General features: G+C 64.3%; 18 protein-coding genes and 1 tRNA gene. 14 read left to right on the top strand and 5 right to left on the bottom strand.

Features of this window, described 5'->3' with window-relative positions; translation table 11 throughout:
• Positions 1-4: 4 nt before the first annotated feature.
• From JLZ96_RS03490 to JLZ96_RS03445, 10 genes are all read left to right on the top strand, one after another.
• Positions 5-697 carry an alpha/beta hydrolase gene (locus JLZ96_RS03490; RefSeq protein WP_045841885.1) on the top strand — a complete coding sequence of 231 codons (693 nt, stop codon included), beginning with the start codon at positions 5-7 and terminating at the stop codon, positions 695-697.
• Positions 676-1962, top strand: coding sequence for an NAD(P)/FAD-dependent oxidoreductase (locus JLZ96_RS03485; protein ID WP_201010647.1), 1287 nt, complete (start codon positions 676-678; stop codon positions 1960-1962). The genes JLZ96_RS03490 and JLZ96_RS03485 overlap by 22 nt, the downstream gene beginning before the upstream one ends.
• The gene (locus tag JLZ96_RS03480) at positions 1953-2732 is read left to right on the top strand and encodes a DUF1365 domain-containing protein (protein ID WP_201009504.1); all 780 of its coding nucleotides are present in this window, start codon (positions 1953-1955) and stop codon (positions 2730-2732) included. The genes JLZ96_RS03485 and JLZ96_RS03480 overlap by 10 nt, the downstream gene beginning before the upstream one ends.
• A complete protein-coding gene (locus JLZ96_RS03475; protein ID WP_201009503.1) occupies positions 2729-4030 on the top strand; it encodes a cyclopropane-fatty-acyl-phospholipid synthase family protein in 1302 nt (433 codons plus the stop codon). Before JLZ96_RS03480 ends, JLZ96_RS03475 begins: the two co-directional genes overlap by 4 nt.
• On the top strand, positions 4027-5352 hold the full coding sequence (locus tag JLZ96_RS03470; protein WP_236253822.1) for a cyclopropane-fatty-acyl-phospholipid synthase family protein: 1326 nt from the start codon (positions 4027-4029) through the stop codon (positions 5350-5352). Before JLZ96_RS03475 ends, JLZ96_RS03470 begins: the two co-directional genes overlap by 4 nt.
• A gap of 56 nt (positions 5353-5408) precedes the next feature.
• On the top strand, positions 5409-6140 hold the full coding sequence (locus tag JLZ96_RS03465; protein ID WP_094622506.1) for a DUF1295 domain-containing protein: 732 nt from the start codon (positions 5409-5411) through the stop codon (positions 6138-6140).
• An 89-nt stretch (positions 6141-6229) separates the two neighbouring features.
• The gene (gene pgm, locus JLZ96_RS03460) at positions 6230-7870 is read left to right on the top strand and encodes a phosphoglucomutase (alpha-D-glucose-1,6-bisphosphate-dependent) (protein WP_027496584.1); all 1641 of its coding nucleotides are present in this window, start codon (positions 6230-6232) and stop codon (positions 7868-7870) included.
• 77 nt (positions 7871-7947) lie between these two features.
• On the top strand, positions 7948-9105 hold the full coding sequence (locus JLZ96_RS03455) for an MFS transporter (protein WP_045841964.1): 1158 nt from the start codon (positions 7948-7950) through the stop codon (positions 9103-9105).
• A 25-nt stretch (positions 9106-9130) separates the two neighbouring features.
• On the top strand, positions 9131-9877 hold the full coding sequence (locus JLZ96_RS03450) for a DsbA family protein (protein WP_032390069.1): 747 nt from the start codon (positions 9131-9133) through the stop codon (positions 9875-9877).
• Between the two features lie 126 nt (positions 9878-10003).
• Positions 10004-10076: transfer RNA gene (locus JLZ96_RS03445), tRNA-Ala, on the top strand.
• A gap of 114 nt (positions 10077-10190) precedes the next feature.
• Here JLZ96_RS03445 and JLZ96_RS03440 read toward each other — a convergent pair.
• Positions 10191-10535 carry an Lsr2 family protein gene (locus tag JLZ96_RS03440; protein ID WP_032370939.1) on the bottom strand — a complete coding sequence of 115 codons (345 nt, stop codon included), beginning with the start codon at positions 10533-10535 and terminating at the stop codon, positions 10191-10193.
• Between the two features lie 591 nt (positions 10536-11126).
• On the opposite strand from JLZ96_RS03440, the gene JLZ96_RS03435 reads away from it, so the two are divergent.
• Both JLZ96_RS03435 and JLZ96_RS03430 read left to right on the top strand, forming a co-directional pair.
• Positions 11127-12170, top strand: a complete 1044-nt coding sequence (locus JLZ96_RS03435; RefSeq protein WP_201010645.1) for an N-acetylmuramoyl-L-alanine amidase — start codon at positions 11127-11129, stop codon at positions 12168-12170.
• Between the two features lie 11 nt (positions 12171-12181).
• On the top strand, positions 12182-13240 hold the full coding sequence (locus tag JLZ96_RS03430; RefSeq protein ID WP_201009502.1) for a GTP-binding protein: 1059 nt from the start codon (positions 12182-12184) through the stop codon (positions 13238-13240).
• 5 nt (positions 13241-13245) lie between these two features.
• On the opposite strand, the gene JLZ96_RS03425 is transcribed toward JLZ96_RS03430, so the two are convergent.
• From JLZ96_RS03425 to glp, 3 genes are read right to left on the bottom strand one after another with little or no spacing between them, the layout of a single operon-like run.
• Entirely contained in the window at positions 13246-13659 is a 414-nt protein-coding gene (locus JLZ96_RS03425) for a molybdenum cofactor biosynthesis protein MoaE (protein ID WP_027496591.1), read from the bottom strand.
• The gene (moaCB, locus tag JLZ96_RS03420; protein WP_374758025.1) at positions 13652-14659 is read right to left on the bottom strand and encodes a bifunctional molybdenum cofactor biosynthesis protein MoaC/MoaB; all 1008 of its coding nucleotides are present in this window, start codon (positions 14657-14659) and stop codon (positions 13652-13654) included. The genes JLZ96_RS03425 and moaCB overlap by 8 nt, the downstream gene beginning before the upstream one ends.
• Positions 14656-15846, bottom strand: a complete 1191-nt coding sequence (gene glp, locus JLZ96_RS03415; RefSeq protein ID WP_201009500.1) for a gephyrin-like molybdotransferase Glp — start codon at positions 15844-15846, stop codon at positions 14656-14658. Before glp ends, moaCB begins: the two co-directional genes overlap by 4 nt.
• A gap of 149 nt (positions 15847-15995) precedes the next feature.
• On the opposite strand from glp, the gene moaA reads away from it, so the two are divergent.
• The gene (gene moaA, locus JLZ96_RS03410; RefSeq protein ID WP_374758024.1) at positions 15996-17078 is read left to right on the top strand and encodes a GTP 3',8-cyclase MoaA; all 1083 of its coding nucleotides are present in this window, start codon (positions 15996-15998) and stop codon (positions 17076-17078) included.
• A gap of 31 nt (positions 17079-17109) precedes the next feature.
• A complete protein-coding gene (locus JLZ96_RS03405; protein ID WP_027496595.1) occupies positions 17110-17355 on the top strand; it encodes a MoaD/ThiS family protein in 246 nt (81 codons plus the stop codon).
• A gap of 30 nt (positions 17356-17385) precedes the next feature.
• On the opposite strand, the gene nadE is transcribed toward JLZ96_RS03405, so the two are convergent.
• Positions 17386-18231, bottom strand: coding sequence for an ammonia-dependent NAD(+) synthetase (nadE, locus tag JLZ96_RS03400; protein WP_032372663.1), 846 nt, complete (start codon positions 18229-18231; stop codon positions 17386-17388).
• Positions 18232-18293: the final 62 nt, after the last annotated feature.

The raw sequence follows: 18293 nt of genomic DNA, 5'->3' as shown, positions 1-18293 counted from the left end.
GGGCATGAGCAACCAGCGGACCCCAGTTCTCTACACGGGGAAGCGGCTGTCGTCGCCGTCGATGGTGGTATTGGTTCTGAGCGGTGGCAAGGACGTGAGTCGCGCGCGTAGCAGGCCGTGGCACCTGGCGGGGTTGAGAATGTGGCCCTTCACCTGGACGCTTCGGCGGGCCGGACGTAGCCGCGATATTTCGGTCCAACAACTGCGATATCGGTTCCGCGGCTGGAACGCCCCCGAACGGACGCCGGTAGAGGACGCGCGGTGGGCGCTGCGCCGCATTCGTGACCGCAATCCCGAAGTTCCTGTGGTCGTGGTGGGTCACTCGATGGGTGGGCGCACAGCTGCTGCGCTGATCGACGACCCGTCGATCGCGGGTGTCGTTGCGCTTGCTCCGTGGTGGCCGCAGGGTACGGAGGCCGACGGATTCGACGAGAAGCGCACGCTGCTCGTGGTGCACGGAACTGCCGACCGGTGGACCGACCCGCGAACCTCCCGTCGCGCGACCGAACGCGCGATGGCGAACGGTGCCGACGCCGAATATCTCTCGGTGCCTGGAGGCCATTTCATGCTGCGTGATCCGCGCGTGTGGTCGCGCGTCACTCGTGACTTCGTTCTCCGTATCGCCGACGAGTCAAGAGTGCGAACCGATTCGAGCGAATCCGGTGCGTCGACGGGCTGCAGGGGAGAATCGTCGTGACCCGCCGTGTTGCCGTCGTGGGCAGCGGGGTGGCCGGCCTCACGGCGGCATACGCCCTGTCCAAGAACTCGTCGGTGACGTTGTACGAGGCCGACTCTCGGCTCGGCGGCCATGCCGACACCCACTTCGTGGACGGCCCCGGTGGTCCGGTGGGCGTCGACACCGGGTTCATCGTGCACAACGACCGCACGTATCCGACGCTGCTCCGTCTGTTCGACGAGCTCGACGTGCCGACGCAGGATTCGGACATGAGCATGTCCGTTCGGTGCGACGGCTGCGGGCTCGAATACTCGGGCGGACAGGGAATGCGGGGCATTCTCGCGCAGCGGACCGCGGTCCTGCGGCCTCGCTTCGTCTCGATGCTGCTCGACGTCAAGCGGTTTCATCGTCTGGCGACCGAGCTACTCGAGCGCGAGGACGCCGCGGACACCGAGACGACGCTCGCTCAATTCTTGGAGCAGCACTCGTTCTCCGCATACTTCGAATCCCACTTCATGACACCGTTGGTGTCCGCGGTGTGGTCGTGCGATCCGGACACCGCTCTCGCCTACCCGGCTCGCTACCTGTTCACTTTTCTCCGCCACCACGGAATGCTCACCGTCACAGGATCTCCCACCTGGCGTACCGTCACCGGCGGGTCGATCGAATACGTTCGTCGGGTTGCGGAGCACATCGACGAGGTATTGCTCGACAATCCGGTACATGCTGTCTACCGGTCCGGGGATTCGGTGCAGATCCGGGACGGCCACGACGACCTGCGCACGTTCGACGCCGCCGTGATCGCAGTCCATCCCGGTGCCGCGCTGAAGATGCTCGCGGAGCCGACTGCGCTCGAACACAGCGTTCTCGGAGCTATGCCGTATTCGGTCAATCACACTGCACTGCACACCGACTCGTCGGTGCTGCCACGAAACATCAGAGCGAGAGCGTCGTGGAACTACCACCTCCCGTCCTGTAGCGCCAAACCCGATCGAGTTCTGGTCAGCTACGACCTGACGAGGTTGCAGCGATTGGGTGACAGCGATCGAAGGATGCTGGTCACCCTCGGGGGAGCAGATCGCATCGACCCGAACACGGTGCTCGACGAGATGACCTACGAGCACCCGCAGTACACCCCCGAATCCGTCGCAGCGCAGCGACGGCTGCCCGAATTGGACACCGATACGGTGTCGTTCGCCGGGGCGTACCACGGGTGGGGATTCCATGAGGACGGTGCGTTGTCCGGAGCGCGCGCCGCGCAACGGGTGGGGGCCTCGTGGCTCTGACGTCGGTTCTGCCGAACACCCGGGCGCACGGGGCGGCGCTGTATCTCACTCGGATCGATCACGTCCGACGAGCACCGATACGAAATACGTTCTCGTACAAGAGCTACAGCTGGTTCGTCGACCTCGACGCACTTCCCGAACTGCCGCGGATCCTGCGGCCACTCGCATCATTCGATTCCCGCGACCACATGGGTGACCCTGGTGCCACCATTCGCCAGAACGTCGATGCCTTCGTGGCAGAGAGCGGAATCGATCTCGGCGGCGGTCGCATCACGATGTTGGCCAGCGCGCGGGTGTTCGGGCACACGTTCAACCCATTGACTGTGTACTGGTGTCACGACCGCGACGGAGACCTCCGCTGCGTGGTGGCCGAGGTGCACAACACCTACGGCGAGCGATACCGGTACCTGTTGGACACCGGTCGTCACGGTGAGGCACGGACCACCAAGGAGTTCTACGTCTCACCGTTCAACGACGTCGACGGCGAGTACTCCATGCAGCTGCCCGAGCCGAACGCCACACTCCGGCTGTCGATCGTCCTCGAACGTCTCGGTCACCCTCCGTTCGTGGCGACCGTCGTCGGCCGTCGCCGCCAGGTGACGACGCGATCGATTCTTCGTACCGCACTCGAGATACCGATGGCACCGCTGCGAGTGGTGATACAGATTCGCTGGCAAGGCATTCGGCTCTGGGCGCGGGGTCTGAAGATCGTGCAGAAACCTGCCCTTCCGGGGGCGCGGAGAGTTCAGAAGGAAGGAGCTCACAGATGACAACGGTGTCTCGAACCGATTCCGTGTCGCACCCGTCCGGTGCCGGGCCGCGCCCGCTCGTCGATCCTCGGGTCTGGCCCCAGATCGCCCACGTTCCCGGTGGCGTGAAAGTTGCGGTCGCCGCGCCCGTTGCCGACTTTCTCTTCCGTCGTGCGGTCGCGGGATTGCAGGTCCGAGTCGCGATGCCGGACGGCACAGTGATCGGCGCCGGATCGTCCGACGCACCGTTGATGACGGTCTATCGGCCACACGACTTCGCCGCGCGCGTCGGCGACAGCGGCCTCATCGGATTCGGTGAGGCATACATGGCCGGGGACTGGGATGCCGAGGATCTCACCGCTGTGCTCGAGGTCTTCGCTCGTCGAATGGCGTCGCTGATTCCCGAGTCCTTGCAGCGACTCCGTGGGATCTACGTCCCGAAACCTCCACGGAGTGAACGCAATACGACGAAGAACACACGATCGAACATCTCGCGTCACTACGATCTGTCGAACGACCTGTTCGAGCTCTTCCTCGACGAGACCATGACCTACTCGAGTGCGTTGTTCGCCGGATCGGGACCCGACGACAGCGTGGAGCTCGCCGACGCCCAGCGCCGAAAGATCGACCGGCTACTCGATCGCGCAGGCGTCGGCGAAGGAACCAGGGTCCTCGAGATCGGCACCGGATGGGGCGAGCTGGCCATTCGCGCGGCCGCTCGCGGCGCGACGGTCCGGTCGGTGACACTGTCGGTGGAGCAGCAGGAGCTCGCGCGTAAGCGTTGCGCGGCAGCGGGATACAGCGATCGAGTACAGATCGATCTCCTCGACTACCGGTTGGTGGACGGCCGATACGACGCCATCGTGTCGGTCGAGATGATCGAGGCCGTCGGTCATCAGTACTGGGCAACCTACTTCGAGACGATCGATGCACATCTGGCACCGGGCGGACGCGTGGCGATCCAGGCCATCACCATGCCGCACGACCGGATGCTGGCCACCCGCAATACGTACACGTGGGTGCACAAGTACATCTTTCCCGGCGGGTTCCTGCCGTCGGTGCGGGCCATCGAGGAGGTGACCGAGCAGCACACCTCGCTTCGGGTTCGTGAGCGCCTGTCCATGGGTGATCACTACGCGCGAACCCTGGCCCTGTGGGACAGTCGCTTCCGTGAATATCGCAGCGAGGCACAGAATCTCGGGTTCGACGATGTATTCGCGCGAATGTGGCACTTCTACCTCTGCTATTCGGAGGCCGGATTTCGATCCGGGTACCTCGATGTTCAGCAGATCGTGCTCGATCGAAGGGACGACCGATGACCACCTCGACAAGTACCGTGGACCGGACCGATCGCAGCGTCGGTGTTGCACACCGAATTGCCGAGTTGATGGAACCCCTGGTGGGTGGCCCGCTTCCCGTCCGGCTGCAGGCGTGGGACGGATCCGTTGCCGGCGACGCCCTGGCACCGAAAGTGATGTTGCGGAGCCCCAGCGCTCTTCGTCGATTGCTGTGGAGCCCCGGTGAACTCGGTGCTGCACAGGCGTACGTCACCGGGGAGTTGGACGTCGACGGCGATCTTGCCGCGGCTCTCGATCATGTCTGGGGTGTGGTCCGTGAGCGCCGGCTCTCGGCAGTACGACCGGGGCCGGCATCGTTGCTGCGGCTGGCGCGGCTGGCCAAGGATCTCGGCGTGTTCGGCCGCCCACTACCGCCACCCGCGTCGCAGGCCTCGGTGAAGGGGCGGCTGCACTCGTTGCTTCGCGACCGCGCTGCGATCAGCCACCATTACGACCTGTCGAACGACTTCTACGAACTGGTCCTCGATTCGCGCATGGCGTACTCGTCGGCGTACTGGACCTCGAATTCGCCGGATTACACCCTCGATGATGCCCAGCGCGACAAGCTCGACCTCGTGTGCCGAAAGATCGGGCTCGACAAACGATCCGGGCAACGGTTCCTCGACGTCGGCTGTGGCTGGGGGTCTCTCAGCCTGCATGCGGCACAGGAATACGGAGCGCAGGTAGTCGGAGTGACCATCTCGCGCGAGCAGAAAGCCTTCATCGACAAACGAATCGCCGACCGAGGTTTGCAGGACAACGTCGAGATCCGAATCCAGGATTATCGGGAGATTCCGGACGGGCCCTTCGACGCGGTGGCGTCGATCGAGATGGGTGAGCATGTGGGGGAGGCCAATTACCCGACCTACGCCGCCGCACTGCATACCAACGTCAAGCCGGGTGGGCGAGTGCTGATCCAGCAGATGTCGCGAAGAGAGGGCGACAACCCCGGCGGCGGGGCATTCATCGAATCGTTCATCGCGCCCGACATGTTCATGCGTCCGGTCGGGCGGACCGTGGCCATGATCGAGGAGGCCGGACTCGAGGTTCGCGACGTCCATGCTCTGCGCGAGCATTACGTGCGGACCGTCGATGTCTGGACGGAGCGCTTCGAGGCGCGGTACGACGACGTGGTGGCGATGGTCGGGGAAGAGGTCGCTCGCGTGTGGCGGCTGTACCTGATCGGCGGGGGAATGGCATTCCGGGACAACAGGATGGGCGTCGACCAGATCTTGTCCGTTCGCCCGGTCGAGGGGTCGTCCGGGATGGAACCGGTCCGCCCGGTGTGGGTGGCCGCGCGGTGAATTGGTCCGACTTCTTCACCGTGTCACTGGCGAGTCTCGGCGGTACTGCTGTCCTGATGATCATCACCGCCCTTGTCGGTGCCCGTATCGGACGACACAATGTCGTGGATGTGACGTGGGGTGGCGGCTTCGTTCTGATCGCGCTGATCTCGGCTGCGACCGGAACCGGTGATCTGTGGCGACGACTCCTGCTGGTCGTGCTCGTCGGAGTGTGGGGGCTTCGTCTTGCGCTGCACATGGTGCAGCGCTCACGCGGACACGGGGAGGATCCGCGGTACACCGAGCTGCTGTCCAAGGCCACCGGCAACAGAACCTGGTACGCCCTGCGGAAAATCTATCTGACGCAGGCGGTTGCGCTGTGGTTCGTGTCCCTTCCACTGCAGGTTTCCGCCGTTTCACACGGATCGGTTCTACCCGTCGTCGTACTCGGCGTAGTGGTCTGGCTACTCGGATGGACGTTCGAGGCAGTGGGCGACGCGCAATTGAAGGCGTTCAAGGCGGACGCGTCGAACAAGGGCAAGATCATGGACCGAGGTCTGTGGTCCTGGACGCGGCATCCCAATTACTTCGGCGACTCGGCAGTGTGGTGGGGACTGTTCCTCGTCTCGGCCTCGGCGTGGCCTGGGGTGTTCACGATTCTGTCGCCTGTCGCGATGACGTACTTCTTGGTGTTCGCCACCGGGGCTCGGCTGTTGGAACGGAGCATGGAGAAGCGTCCGGGGTATCGCGAATATCAGCAGCGAACCAGCTATTTTCTGCCACGGCCACCGAAACGGCAGAGCAAGTAGCTCGCGGGTGGGGCAGCGGCGTTAGGGTTGAACGAGAAATTCGGTTCGTCGACCGGATTCGGTTCGTTCGAGGATTGAGGAGGCGCATCGTGGCGCACGAGAGAGCTGGAACCACTGCACTGCCGGAGGATCTGGTCGATCTCTCGCAACTCGTCACGGCGTACTACTCGCGCATTCCGGACGTGTCGGAGCCGAGTCAGCAGGTCGTGTTCGGGACCTCGGGTCATCGAGGTTCGAGCCTGGATTCGGCGTTCAACGAGGCGCACATCGTCGCGACCACGCAGGCCATCGTGGAATATCGTTCCGCGCAAGGCATCACCGGGCCACTGTTCATCGGTCGAGACACCCATGCATTGTCCGAGCCCGCGTGGACGACGGCTCTGGAGGTGTTGGCAGCCAACGACGTCGACGTTCTGGTGGACTCTGGGGATCGCTACACTCCGACGCCCGCCGTCAGTCATGCCATTCTCCGGTACAACGAGTCGGGGCCGACCGCGAAAGCCGACGGCATCGTGGTCACACCGTCCCACAATCCGCCGCGTGACGGCGGGTTCAAGTACAACCCTCCGCACGGTGGACCGGCCGACAGCGATGCGACGTCGGTGATCGCTGCCCGCGCCAACGAGCTTCTCCGCGAGGGCATTACCGGTATCAAGCGTGTGACTCTCGCGCAGGCGTTCGCGGGAAGCGTCTCGCGGTACGACTTCCTCGGCACCTACGTGGACGACCTCCCGAATGTGCTCGATCTCGATGCGATCCGCGCCGCCGGAGTTCGCATCGGTGCGGATCCGCTCGGCGGTGCCAGTGTCGACTACTGGGATGCGATCGCCGAACGACACAACCTCGATCTGACCGTCGTCAATCCGTTGGTCGACGGCACGTTCCGCTTCATGACGTTGGACACGGACGGCAAGATCAGAATGGACTGCTCGTCGCCGAACGCGATGGCATCACTGATCGCAGCCCGGGATCGATTCGACATTGCCACGGGCAACGACGCCGACTCCGATCGACACGGCATCGTCACTCCCGACAGTGGTCTGATGAACCCCAATCACTACCTCGCGGTCGCGATCGACTATCTGTTCACCCACCGACCCGGGTGGTCACCGACCGCGGCAGTCGGCAAGACGCTGGTGAGTTCCTCCATGATCGATCGCGTCGTCGCCGGTCTCGGACGAAAGCTGCTCGAGGTCCCGGTCGGGTTCAAGTGGTTCGTGCCGGGGCTGCTGGACGGCGAGCTCGGCTTCGGCGGCGAGGAGAGCGCCGGTGCCTCGTTCCTGCGGCACGACGGGCGAGTGTGGACCACGGACAAGGACGGAATCATTCTGGCGCTGTTGGCCTCGGAGATCACCGCGGTCACCGGATCGACACCGTCGCAACGCTACGCAGAATTCACAGCCGAGTACGGCGACCCGTCGTACGCCCGCGTCGACGCTCCGGCAACCAGGGAGCAGAAGGCTGTGCTCGCGAAGTTGTCGCCCGACCAGATCACAGCCACCGAATTGGCGGGGGAGCCGATCACCGCGACGCTGACCGAGGCTCCCGGAAACGGGGCCGCACTGGGTGGGCTGAAGGTGACAACGGAGAGCGCCTGGTTCGCAGCTCGTCCGTCGGGAACCGAGGACGTCTACAAGATCTACGCGGAGTCGTTCCAGGGCAAGGAACACCTCGCCGAGGTCCAGGCTGCCGCACGTGAATTGGTCTCGTCCGCTCTCGAGAGCTCGTGACCGACTCACCGACACCCGACCACGACAGCTCGGCCCCCGAGCCGGCATTCCAACCCGGAGGCAAACTCCCTCCGGAGATCTGGGTACTGGTCTCGGCAGCGTTCGTCATCGCCCTCGGATTCGGCATCGTCGCGCCTGCCCTGCCGCAGTTCGCTCGAGAATTCGGCGTCGGATACACGGCCGCATCGGCAGTGATCAGTGCCTTCGCCCTCATGCGGTTGCTGTTCGCACCGGCGAGCGGCGCTCTGGTTCAGCGCCTCGGCGAACGACCCGTCTACCTGATCGGACTGTTGATCGTGGCGGTCTCCACCGGTGCGTGCGCTCTGGCTCAGACGTACTGGCAGCTGCTGGTGTTTCGCGGACTGGGCGGAATCGGGTCGACGATGTTCTCGGTGTCTGCTCTCGGACTGCTGATCAGAATCAGTCCACCTACCAGTAGAGGCCGCATCTCCGGGCTGTACGCGACCGCTTTCTTGCTGGGAACCATCGGTGGTCCGCTCGTCGGCGGCGCGCTCGTCGGTTTCGGTCTGCGGGTGCCGTTCGTCATCTATGCCGTGGCTCTGGTGATCGCCGCTGCCGTCGTGTACTTCACCCTCGGCAATTCCGATCTGGTCAAGCCGGAGAAGGGAACTGCGCCGCCGACGATGTCGTTGCTCGCTGCTCTGCGAATCCCGTCCTATCGGGCCGCGCTGGCGTCGAATTTCGCGAACGGATGGGCCGTGTTCGGTGTCCGGGTGGCGCTGGTGCCGTTGTTCGTCGTCGAGGCAATGCAGCGGTCCGAGGTGTTCGTCGGGATTGCTCTCACGGTGTTCGCAGTGGGTAATGCCCTGGTTCTCACCACTGCCGGTCGCCTGTCCGACGTACGCGGACGCAAACCGTTCATGCTGGGCGGTTTGGCGGTGTGCGGCCTGGGAACGGTCGTGATGGGCTATGTCCACGATCCGGTGTTGTTCCTCGCGGTGTCGTTGATCGCCGGAATCGGATCGGGCCTGATGAGTCCTGCCCAGCAGGCCTCGGTCGCGGACGTGATCGGCTCCAAGGCCCGTGGAGGACCCGTGCTGGCTGCCTTCCAGATGGCGTCCGACGTGGGCGCGGTGATCGGCCCGATCGTGGCCGGAATGATCGTGGAACGGGTCTCGTTCGGTCCGGCTTTCGCCGTGACGGGCGCACTGCTTCTACTGGCGGGGTTGTGGTGGTCGCGCGTTCCGGACACCCTCGAGCGCGAGCGCAGCTGACGGATACGTCCGTAGTATTCGCTCTGTGAGCGAGAAGAAGACATCCAGCACGAAACACACTCCGCAGGCCTCGTCGAATACCGTGACGTACATTCTGGGCGGTATTGCATTCCTCGTGGTGGTCGCGGTCGTCGTGGTAGCGATCCTGTGGCAGCGAGGCAGCGACGCGCCCCGGAACGACGGGTACGGATCGGTCAAGAATCCCGAGGTCGAATTGTCGTTGCCGGGAGACGGTGTCGTCGTATTGGCTCGTCCGGGCGCGCAGCGCGTCATCGATATCTACGAGGACCCGATGTGCCCATTCTGCAGTGATCTCGAGGTGAAGCACGGCCAGGAATTGGCTCAGAAAATCGACGACGGCGTTGTCTCGGTCAACTACCACCTGATCAATTTCCTCGATGCGAGCTCGGCCTCGGGTGACTATTCGACGCGGGCCGTTGCGGCGTCGCACTGCGTGGCCGCAACCGAGAATGCGCGGGTCTACTCGGGTTTCCACGCCGCACTGTTCGACCCGGAATTCCAGCCGGAGGAAGGAAGCGACTCCGACCGAACCGATGCCGAACTGGCGGAGCTGGCAACGTCGAACGGAGCGAGCGATCTTGCGGTGGAGTGCATCACCACGGGCGCGCAGCGTGACGCAGCGGTGGCGGACGCGACGACCGGTCGGGACGCCTTGGCCGCATCGGGCGCACGCGGAACTCCGGGTGTTCTGGTGGATGGACAGGTGGTCGACGCGCTGGGCGACTCGGAATGGCTGGCTACGGTCGGCTGATCGGGGTCGAGCGCGGGGGCCCGTACCGGAGCATCGAGTAGGGGCCGCACCAGCTGATTTGTTGCTGCCGCGAGCGATGGTGTAACTTCGTTCGAGCAACCGCATGAGCGGGAGCACGCAGTACTCGGGGCTATGGCGCAGCTGGTAGCGCACCACACTGGCAGTGTGGGGGTCAGGGGTTCGAGTCCCCTTAGCTCCACCGAGAAAGCAAAAGCGCCGCCCATCGGGCGGCGCTTTTGTTGTGTCTATGGCTTCGGCCACCGAATCGGCGTCTGCAGCGTGAGTCCTGAGACGCCGATTCGGAAGGCGGGGGTCAGTGAGCTGCGTCGAACGCCTGCTCCACTTCGGCGGGTATTCTTCCGCGCGCAGAAATGTTGTGGCCGTTCGCCTTCGCCCATTCTCTGATGGCTTTGGTCTGATTGGCGTCGCGCTTCGCCCCGGTGGCCGGGGAACTCGACTTCTTCTGTCGCTTTCCGCCCACCTTCGTCGAGTGCTCGATGTAATAGTCGAGCTTGCGGTGGAATTCTTTGGCGTTCTTGTCGCTCAGATCGATTTCGTAGCTGACTCCGTTGACCGAATAGGTTATGTGTTCGCCACCGGATTCGATCGGTTTTTCGTCGATGTCATCGACTAGTTGCACATAGACTTTTCTGGCCATGCTGAAGCTCTCCAATGGTGCAGGGAATGATGCGGGGGGATGTCCAGATCGAACTGTGTCGACTATACGGCCGAACAATGTGTATATCCATGCTGGCCGATCGATTGTTACCGGTTTCGCAGCATTGCCACAGAATCTGCAGATGTATTCGTCGAAACCGACGTGGCGCAGGCATTAAGTGTGTGCGCAGTGCGAGGGATCGCTGTTGCGGTGAACAAAGACAAACTGTCCGGTATTCATAGGAAATTCGTTCTCGGGGTCGGTTCGAGCCGGCGGCCGGTTTCGGAGTTTCGCGGCACTTGTGTCGCCGTCGTGGGAAACATGAGAAGGCTGGGCAGATCGCAACGGATCGATCACGAAATGCAATCCTTTGGCTAACGAAATTCGATCAGGGACTCGAATGGACCGATCTCTGGTTCACTCGAGCAGCAAGTGTCTGTTGTGACGCACGGTAGCTCCTGATGCCAATGGGAACCGCGTGGCTCGACGGCGTCCGAGGTGCCGAGAGGGGAGTGGCGCGACCGGCTCCACCGGAGCGCCCACGAGTCGATGAAATCTTCACGAACAGCCGGGTCGGCTGCGGTGACGCTGATGTGCGCAGGTCTACTGGGTGCTGGAGCGCTCGTCGGCGCACCGGTATCGGCCGACCCGTCCGCGCCCGCCACTGCGCCGTCGGCGACACCCGGCACGGAATCGGCCGGACGAGAGTTGACGGGAAAGACGGTCTTCCTCGATCCGGGTCACCAGGGCACAGCTCACTCGGAGAATCTGCAACGGCAGGTCGACGACGGGCGCGGCGGTACCAAGGATTGCCAGACCACGGGCATGACCACGGTGGACGGGGTGCCGGAGCACACCATCAACTGGAAGGTCTCGGAGCTGGTTCGGTCCAGTCTGGAGAGTCTCGGTGCGACGGTGAAGACCAGCCGCGTCGACGACACCGGGTGGGGCGGGTGCGTCGACGATCGGGCTCGCGCTGCCAGCGCGTCCGGAGCCGATGTGGCCGTCAGCATTCATGCGGACTCGACGAGCACGACGACCGACACCGACAAGCACGGATTCCATCTGATCGTGCCGACACTGCCGATTCCGAATGCGGCGGCCGATGCGGCTCAGTCGGAGGGCGGGCGCTCGGCCTCGAAGCTGATGAGAGATTCCTACGTTCGCGCCGGGTTCGATCCCGCCAATTACTCGGGCGTCGTCGACGGGATCCAGGAACGATCCGACGTCGCGGGGCCCGCACTGACGACTGTTCCGTTGGTGTTCGTCGAGATGGGCAATGGTTCCAACCCGGACGACGCGGCGGTGCTGGAGAGCTCGGACGGTCAGGTGAAGCATGCGATCGCCATCTCCACCGGCATCATCGACTATCTCCTCGGAGCCGAGGCTGCCTCGTCGCCGGACGTCGCAGTTCCCACCGCCTCTGCGCCGACACCGACGAGCGCGACTGTCCCCGCAGCTACGTCGACGTCCGTAGCGGGTCGTAGTGCCTTGTCTCGACTGCTCGAAAGCGTCTCGCCGTATGTCGAATCGGTCGGTGTCGACGGATTGAAGGGATTGGTGACCGACGAGAACGTCAGCAGCGTCTCCACCTTCGCTCGAGGCCTCCTGAATCGAATTGTCGCCGCCCGGTAGTCTCGACCGGCGTGGCGCGTCGACGAATTCCGGTGGTGATCGTTGCCGGCTTTCTGGGTGCCGGCAAGACCACTCTGCTCAATCATCTGTTGCGCAACGATGCGGGAATTCGGATCGGCGTCGTGGTCAACGATTTCGGTGCGATCAACATCGATTCCATGCTCGTTGCAGGACAGGTCGATTCGATGGTGTCACTGGGCAACGGATGCATCTGCTGTGCGGTGGACATCACTGACATGGACGCGATGTTCGATGCGCTGGCTCACCGCCGTTCGGCCATAGACGTGATCGTGGTGGAGGCCAGCGGATTGGCGGAGCCACGGAATCTCATTCGAATGGTGCGCGGCAGCGAGAACGAGTTCATCGTGTACGGCGGATTGGTGGGAGTCGTCGACGCAGTCGAATTCGCGGATACCCGCACCCTGCATCCCGAAATCGATCAGCATCTGCAATTGGCGGATCTGGTGGTACTGAACAAGTCCGACGCCGTCGAGGATTCGGAGCGCTCTGCGGTGGTGTCGACGGTTCGGTCCATTGTCGGCGACGTCCCTGTCGCAGCTGTGTCGTTCGGACGCGTCGATCCTCTGTTGTTGTTCGACCGGCCCCAGAACGGGCCGGTCGAATCCGCACTACCCGTGCAATTGTCCTTCGACGAACTTCTCCGCGAGCACCTCGACGACGACAGCTGCCACGAGCACGGACACCACCGACACCTGCATGCGCAGTACTCGCATACCGAGTTCGTCAGCACAGCAGCGATGGAGCCGCGTCGGCTGATCGAATTTCTGGAGAATCCGACCGGAAACCTCTACCGCATCAAGGGTGTCGTGCATTTCGACCTGCCGGGACACCAGCAGAAGTTCATCGTGCAGACGGTAGGGCGACACATCCGGTTCGAGAGTGCAGCGTGGTCACGGGGTGAAGCCCAGCAGACATCACTGGTGCTGATCGGCACCGAACTCGATGCGGACGCGGTAGATCATCGACTGCGGGCCTGCGTGCGCGGCCCTGACGACGCAGTCGACGCCTCGGCCATGTTGCCGGTCCATCGATACCTCGAGCCGGCGTAGGTCTTCTACAGTCCGACCCATTCGGTGCGCCCGCCTTCGAAGCCCTGCCGTTTCCAGATGGGTACCTCGGCCTTGATGCGTTCGACCAGTCGGGCGCACGCCTCGAACGCCTCGGCGCGATGAGCCGATCCGACTGCGGCGACGAGCGCGAGATCGCCGACCCGCAAGTCCCCGACGCGATGCACGGCAGCGACCGCAAGACCGGTTTCGGACGAGACTTCCGAGCAGCATCGGCTCAAGAAGCGTTCCGCATCGGGGTGGGCGCGGTATTCGAGAGTTTCCACGGCGTGGCCACCGTCGTGGTCACGAACGATTCCGCTGAACAGCACCACGGCACCGTGGTGCGAATCCTGTACCGCGGCTTCTACTTCGGCGGTCGTCAGCGGCTCGTTCGAGATGCGGGCGACGAGTTCAGTCATCGTGGGGTCCTCCTCCTGAGATCTGGGCGAGTACATGATCGAGGAGCGGATCGAGAACGGCCAAGCCGTCTTTCACGCCTCCCGGTGATCCGGGCAAGTTGACGACGAGGGTACGTCCGATCAACCCGGACACTCCGCGACTCAGCACCGCGTGCGGCGTCGCGGAGGTTCCCTTGGTGCGGATCTGGTCTGCTATTCCTGGCATCTCGATGTCGAGCAGTGCCGCCGTGGCCTCCGGAGTTGCATCGGTAGGGGAGACGCCGGTTCCGCCGGTCGAGATGATCAGCGACGGCTCGCCGCGTAGCGAGTCGCGCAGCCCGGCCTCGATGTCGGCATCGGCGTACACCAGCGGGCCGCGCACCGCGAAGCCCCGATCGGTCAGCCAGGATGCGATGGACGGGCCGGTGGTGTCCGGGCGGGTCCCGCGAGCACCGCCGGTGGAGGCCACGAGCACGACCGCCGACTTCGTCCTCTTTGACGGCCGAGCGTCGTCGCCGGGGGCGGTCGCCTTCGCATCACGCTGCCAATGTCCATGCTTACCACCGTCTTTGGTGATCAGCCGGACGCCGTTCATCGTCGCACCCGGGTCGACTGCCTTGACCATGTCGTGCAGGGTCAGCCCGGCAACCGCGACGGCGGTGAGGGCTTCCATCTCGACGCCGGTTCTACCGGTCGTGCGCGCGGTGGCCTCGACCGTGATGGAGGTGTCGGTGAATCCGAAGGAGATCTTGACCGACGAGAGCGCGAGTTGATGGCACAGCGGAATCAGATCGGAGGTGCGCTTGGCAGCCGAGATACCGGCGATCCGAGCGGTCGCCAGGACATCGGCCTTCGGCATGCCGTCCGCCTGCACCAACCCGATGACCCCGGGCGTGGTGACGAACTCGCCGGCCGCCACAGCCGTTCGGGAGGTCTCTTTCTTGTGCGCCACATCGACCATGCGGGCGCGGCCCTCGTCGTCCAGGTGAGACAGGGGGTTCTGCGGGACTTCGGTGGTCACAGCGGCCATACCTCCACGGGCGATCCTGCGGCGAGTTCGGTTGTCTCGGCGGCGATGTCGATGAGCACGTCGGCCCACGCCAGTGCGGCCACCAGGTGGGACCCCGGTCCGGCGACCAGTTCGACCCGGCCGTCGTCACGCAATTTTCCGCGGAGCAGTTGACGCCTGCCCGGCGGCGAGGTGATCGACTGGAACAGAGTCGCAGGGCCCGACAGGACCGGTGGCAGGCCGGCCGATCGCCGAACGATGTTGCGCGCGAACATGATGTACGACACCACGGTGCTGACGGGGTTGCCGGGGAAACTCAGGACCGGGGTGCCGTCGAACATCGTGATGCCCTGCGGTCCACCCGGTTGCATCCGAACCGATCCGAACTGTCCACCCAGCGGCGCGAGAACGTCCTTGACCACCTCGAAGTCGCCCATCGACACTCCACCGGAGGTGATGATGAGCTCCGCCGATGCGGCTGCGGAGGTGAGGATGCTTCGGAACCGTTCCGGATCGTCGGTGCTGCGTGCGACGGTGACCACGTCGGCACCGCTCGCGCGCAGGTGTGCGGCAAGAGTGATGCCGTTCGAGTCGAAGATCTGACCGGGCGAGAGCGTCTCGCCTGCGTCGGCCAACTCTGCTCCGGTGGTCACCACGGCCACCCGAGGACGCGACCGTACGTCGACGGTGGCCAGTCCGACGGCCGCGAGAACCGAGATGTGCCGGGGCTCGAGCACTCTGCCCGCGTCGATCAGGATCGTTCCCGCGCGTACGTCGCTACCCTGTTCGCGCACGAATTCGCCTGCGACGCGGGCTCGTTCGACGGTTACCGCACCTGCGGTGGTCACCGTGGTGTCCTCCACGGGGACGATGGCGTCCGCTCCGTCGGGTATCGGTGCGCCGGTCATGATCTTGGCTGCGCTACCGGGCGTGAGCGTCGACGGTCGGGTGGGTCCGGCAGCGATGATCGTCGATACCGGAAGCGTCACGGGCGCAGATTGCACCGAGCGAGAATCGACCGCATAACCGTCCATCTGCGAATTCCGGAACAGAGGTAGATCGACGGGGGAGGTCACGTCGTGGAATGCCACCCGCCCCAGTGCGTCGGTCAGCGGCACTCGTTGAGCTGCTCGGGTGCCCAAGTCTGCGAGCAGCGACTCGATCACTGCTGCGTGCTCCTCGACGGATACGGCGCTCACAGTGCAGGTCCGGTGATCGCTCGAGTGTGCTCAGCCGTCATGGCTGCCAATCCTAGGCACGCCGACACGACGGGTGCGTGTGGGCTGCGGCATACTGGGTAGACAAGCCGATGTGAGACATGCAGGAACAGACGGATTCGAGGTGTGAGGTGACGGTGGACAGTGTCACGTCCCTCGGGATCCCACGTATAGGTTCAGCCCCCTCGGGGTCGTCGTTCGGCCCGGTCGACGATCGTCCCGACGTGCCGCATCTGATCGATCGATTCGGGCGGGTGGCACGCGATCTGCGCATCTCGATCACCGAGAAGTGCTCGCTGCGGTGCACGTACTGCATGCCGGAGGAGGGGCTGCCGGCAATCCCCACGGCCGACCTGCTGACCGCTGGCGAGATTGCTCGGGTCGTCTCGGTTGCCGTGCGCCTGTTGGGAATACGCGACGTGCGTTTCACCGGCGGCGAGCCTCTGATGCGTCGAGATCTGGACGAGATCCTTCGTTCGTGCTCCGCTGTGGCGGACGGCGTGCCGTTGTCCATGACCACCAATGCCGTCGGTCTCGAACATCGTGCGCAGGCCCTCGCCGAGGCCGGTCTGACGCGCGTCAACGTGTCGTTGGACTCGGTCGATCGCGAACAGTTCGCGCGCTTGACTCGACGCGATCGTCTGCCGTCGGTGCTGGCCGGCATCCGGGCGGCCAAGAAGGCGGGCATCGGTCCGGTGAAGGTCAATGCCGTACTGATGCGAGATACCCTCTCCGGGTCCGTGGATCTGCTCCGGTGGTGTCTGGACGAGGGGGTCGCGCTTCGATTCATCGAGCAGATGCCACTCGACGCCGATCACGAATGGGCCCGCAACAACATGATCGACGCCCAGACGTTGCTCGACGAGCTGTCCACTGCGTTCGATCTACGTGAAGTGGGTCGCGCCGATCCGTCCGCTCCCGCCGAGGAATGGAGCGTGGACGGCACGGAGGCGACCGTGGGAATCATCGCGTCCGTCACGCGCTCGTTCTGCGGCGACTGTGATCGCACGAGGCTCACCGCCGAGGGCACCATCAGGTCCTGCCTGTTCAGCGACGACGAGACGGATCTTCGCGCGGCGCTGCGGGGCGGTGCCACCGATGACGAGCTGGCAGCAGTATGGCGCGGAGCCATGTGGAACAAATGGGCCGGGCACGGCATCGATGCCGAGGGCTTCGTGCCACCGACCCGCAGTATGGGAGCAATCGGTGGTTGAGACACAGCCCAGCACGACCGATAGTCGAACGATGCAGGTGGAGGTGCGGTACTTCGCAGCCGCCGTCGACGCGTCCGGCTGCGAGTCCGAACACCTAACTCTGCCGGCCGGTGCGACGCTGGGAGAATTGCGCGAGGCCATCCGTTCTCGGTACGGAGCCCCGATGGAACCGATTCTGCGGGTGTCGGCGTATCTGGTCGGAGACGAGTTGACCCGCGATCTGGGGCGGTCCGTAGGCAGCAGAGTCGACGTACTGCCGCCGTTCGCCGGCGGCTGATCGTCACCGATCGCCGCCGACGAAGGTCGGTCAGTGACCGTTCTTCCACCAATCGTCGAACGGTGTCACTGGAACGGTTCGCTTGTGCCGCGTCGCGGCGAACATCTTCTCGAGTTTGTCGGCCACTTCCTCGGTGACGTCCTTGCCTTCGAGGTAGTCGTCGATCTGCTCGTATGTGACGCCGAGTGCTTCCTCGTCGGGCAGAGCCGGTCGGTCGTCTTCGAGATCCGCGGTGGGGACTTTGCGCCAGGTACTTTCGGGCGCACCGAGCTCGCGCAGCAGCGCAGCGCCTTGCCGCTTGGTCAGGCCGGTCAGAGGTGTCAGATCCACCCCGCCGTCGCCGAACTTGGTGAAGAAGCCGGTGACCGCCTCGGCCGCGTGATCGGTGCCGACGACGACGTATCCGAGTTCGCCGGCGATCGCGTACTGGGCGACCATGCGTTGGCGAGCTTTGATGTTGCCGCGCACGAAATCTCGGACCTCGCCGGTTCCCAGAGCGTCGGCGGTCGCAGCTGCTGCGGCATCGGAGGCCTCCTTGATGTTCACCGTCACCGTGCGGTCGGGATCGATGAACTTCAGTGCGATCGCCGCGTCGTCCTCGTCGGCCTGGACACCGTAGGGGAGCCGTACGGCGACGAATTCGGCCTCGTGCCCGTCGGCTCGTAGTTCGGTCACCGCCCGCTGTGCGAGCTTGCCGGTGAGCGTGCTGTCCTGTCCGCCGCTGATCCCGAGTACGAAACCGGAGGCCGGTGTCGACGCGAGGTAGTCCTTGAGGAAGTCCACGCGCCTGCGGACCTCCGTCACCGGATCGATGGTCGACTGTACCGCCAGCTCACGCATGATTCCGGAGCGCAATTCCGAGTTGATGTGTCCCATCCGATCATCCTAATGACGAGTGCGGGCACGCGTTCGGGTCGAGAAGGATGCGTAGTGTCGTT

Origin of the sequence: Rhodococcus sp. NKCM2511 (genome assembly GCF_014905595.1) — a bacterium.
Taxonomy (GTDB): Bacteria; Actinomycetota; Actinomycetes; order Mycobacteriales; family Mycobacteriaceae; genus Rhodococcoides; species Rhodococcoides fascians.
This window is presented reverse-complemented; position numbering and strand designations above follow the sequence as displayed.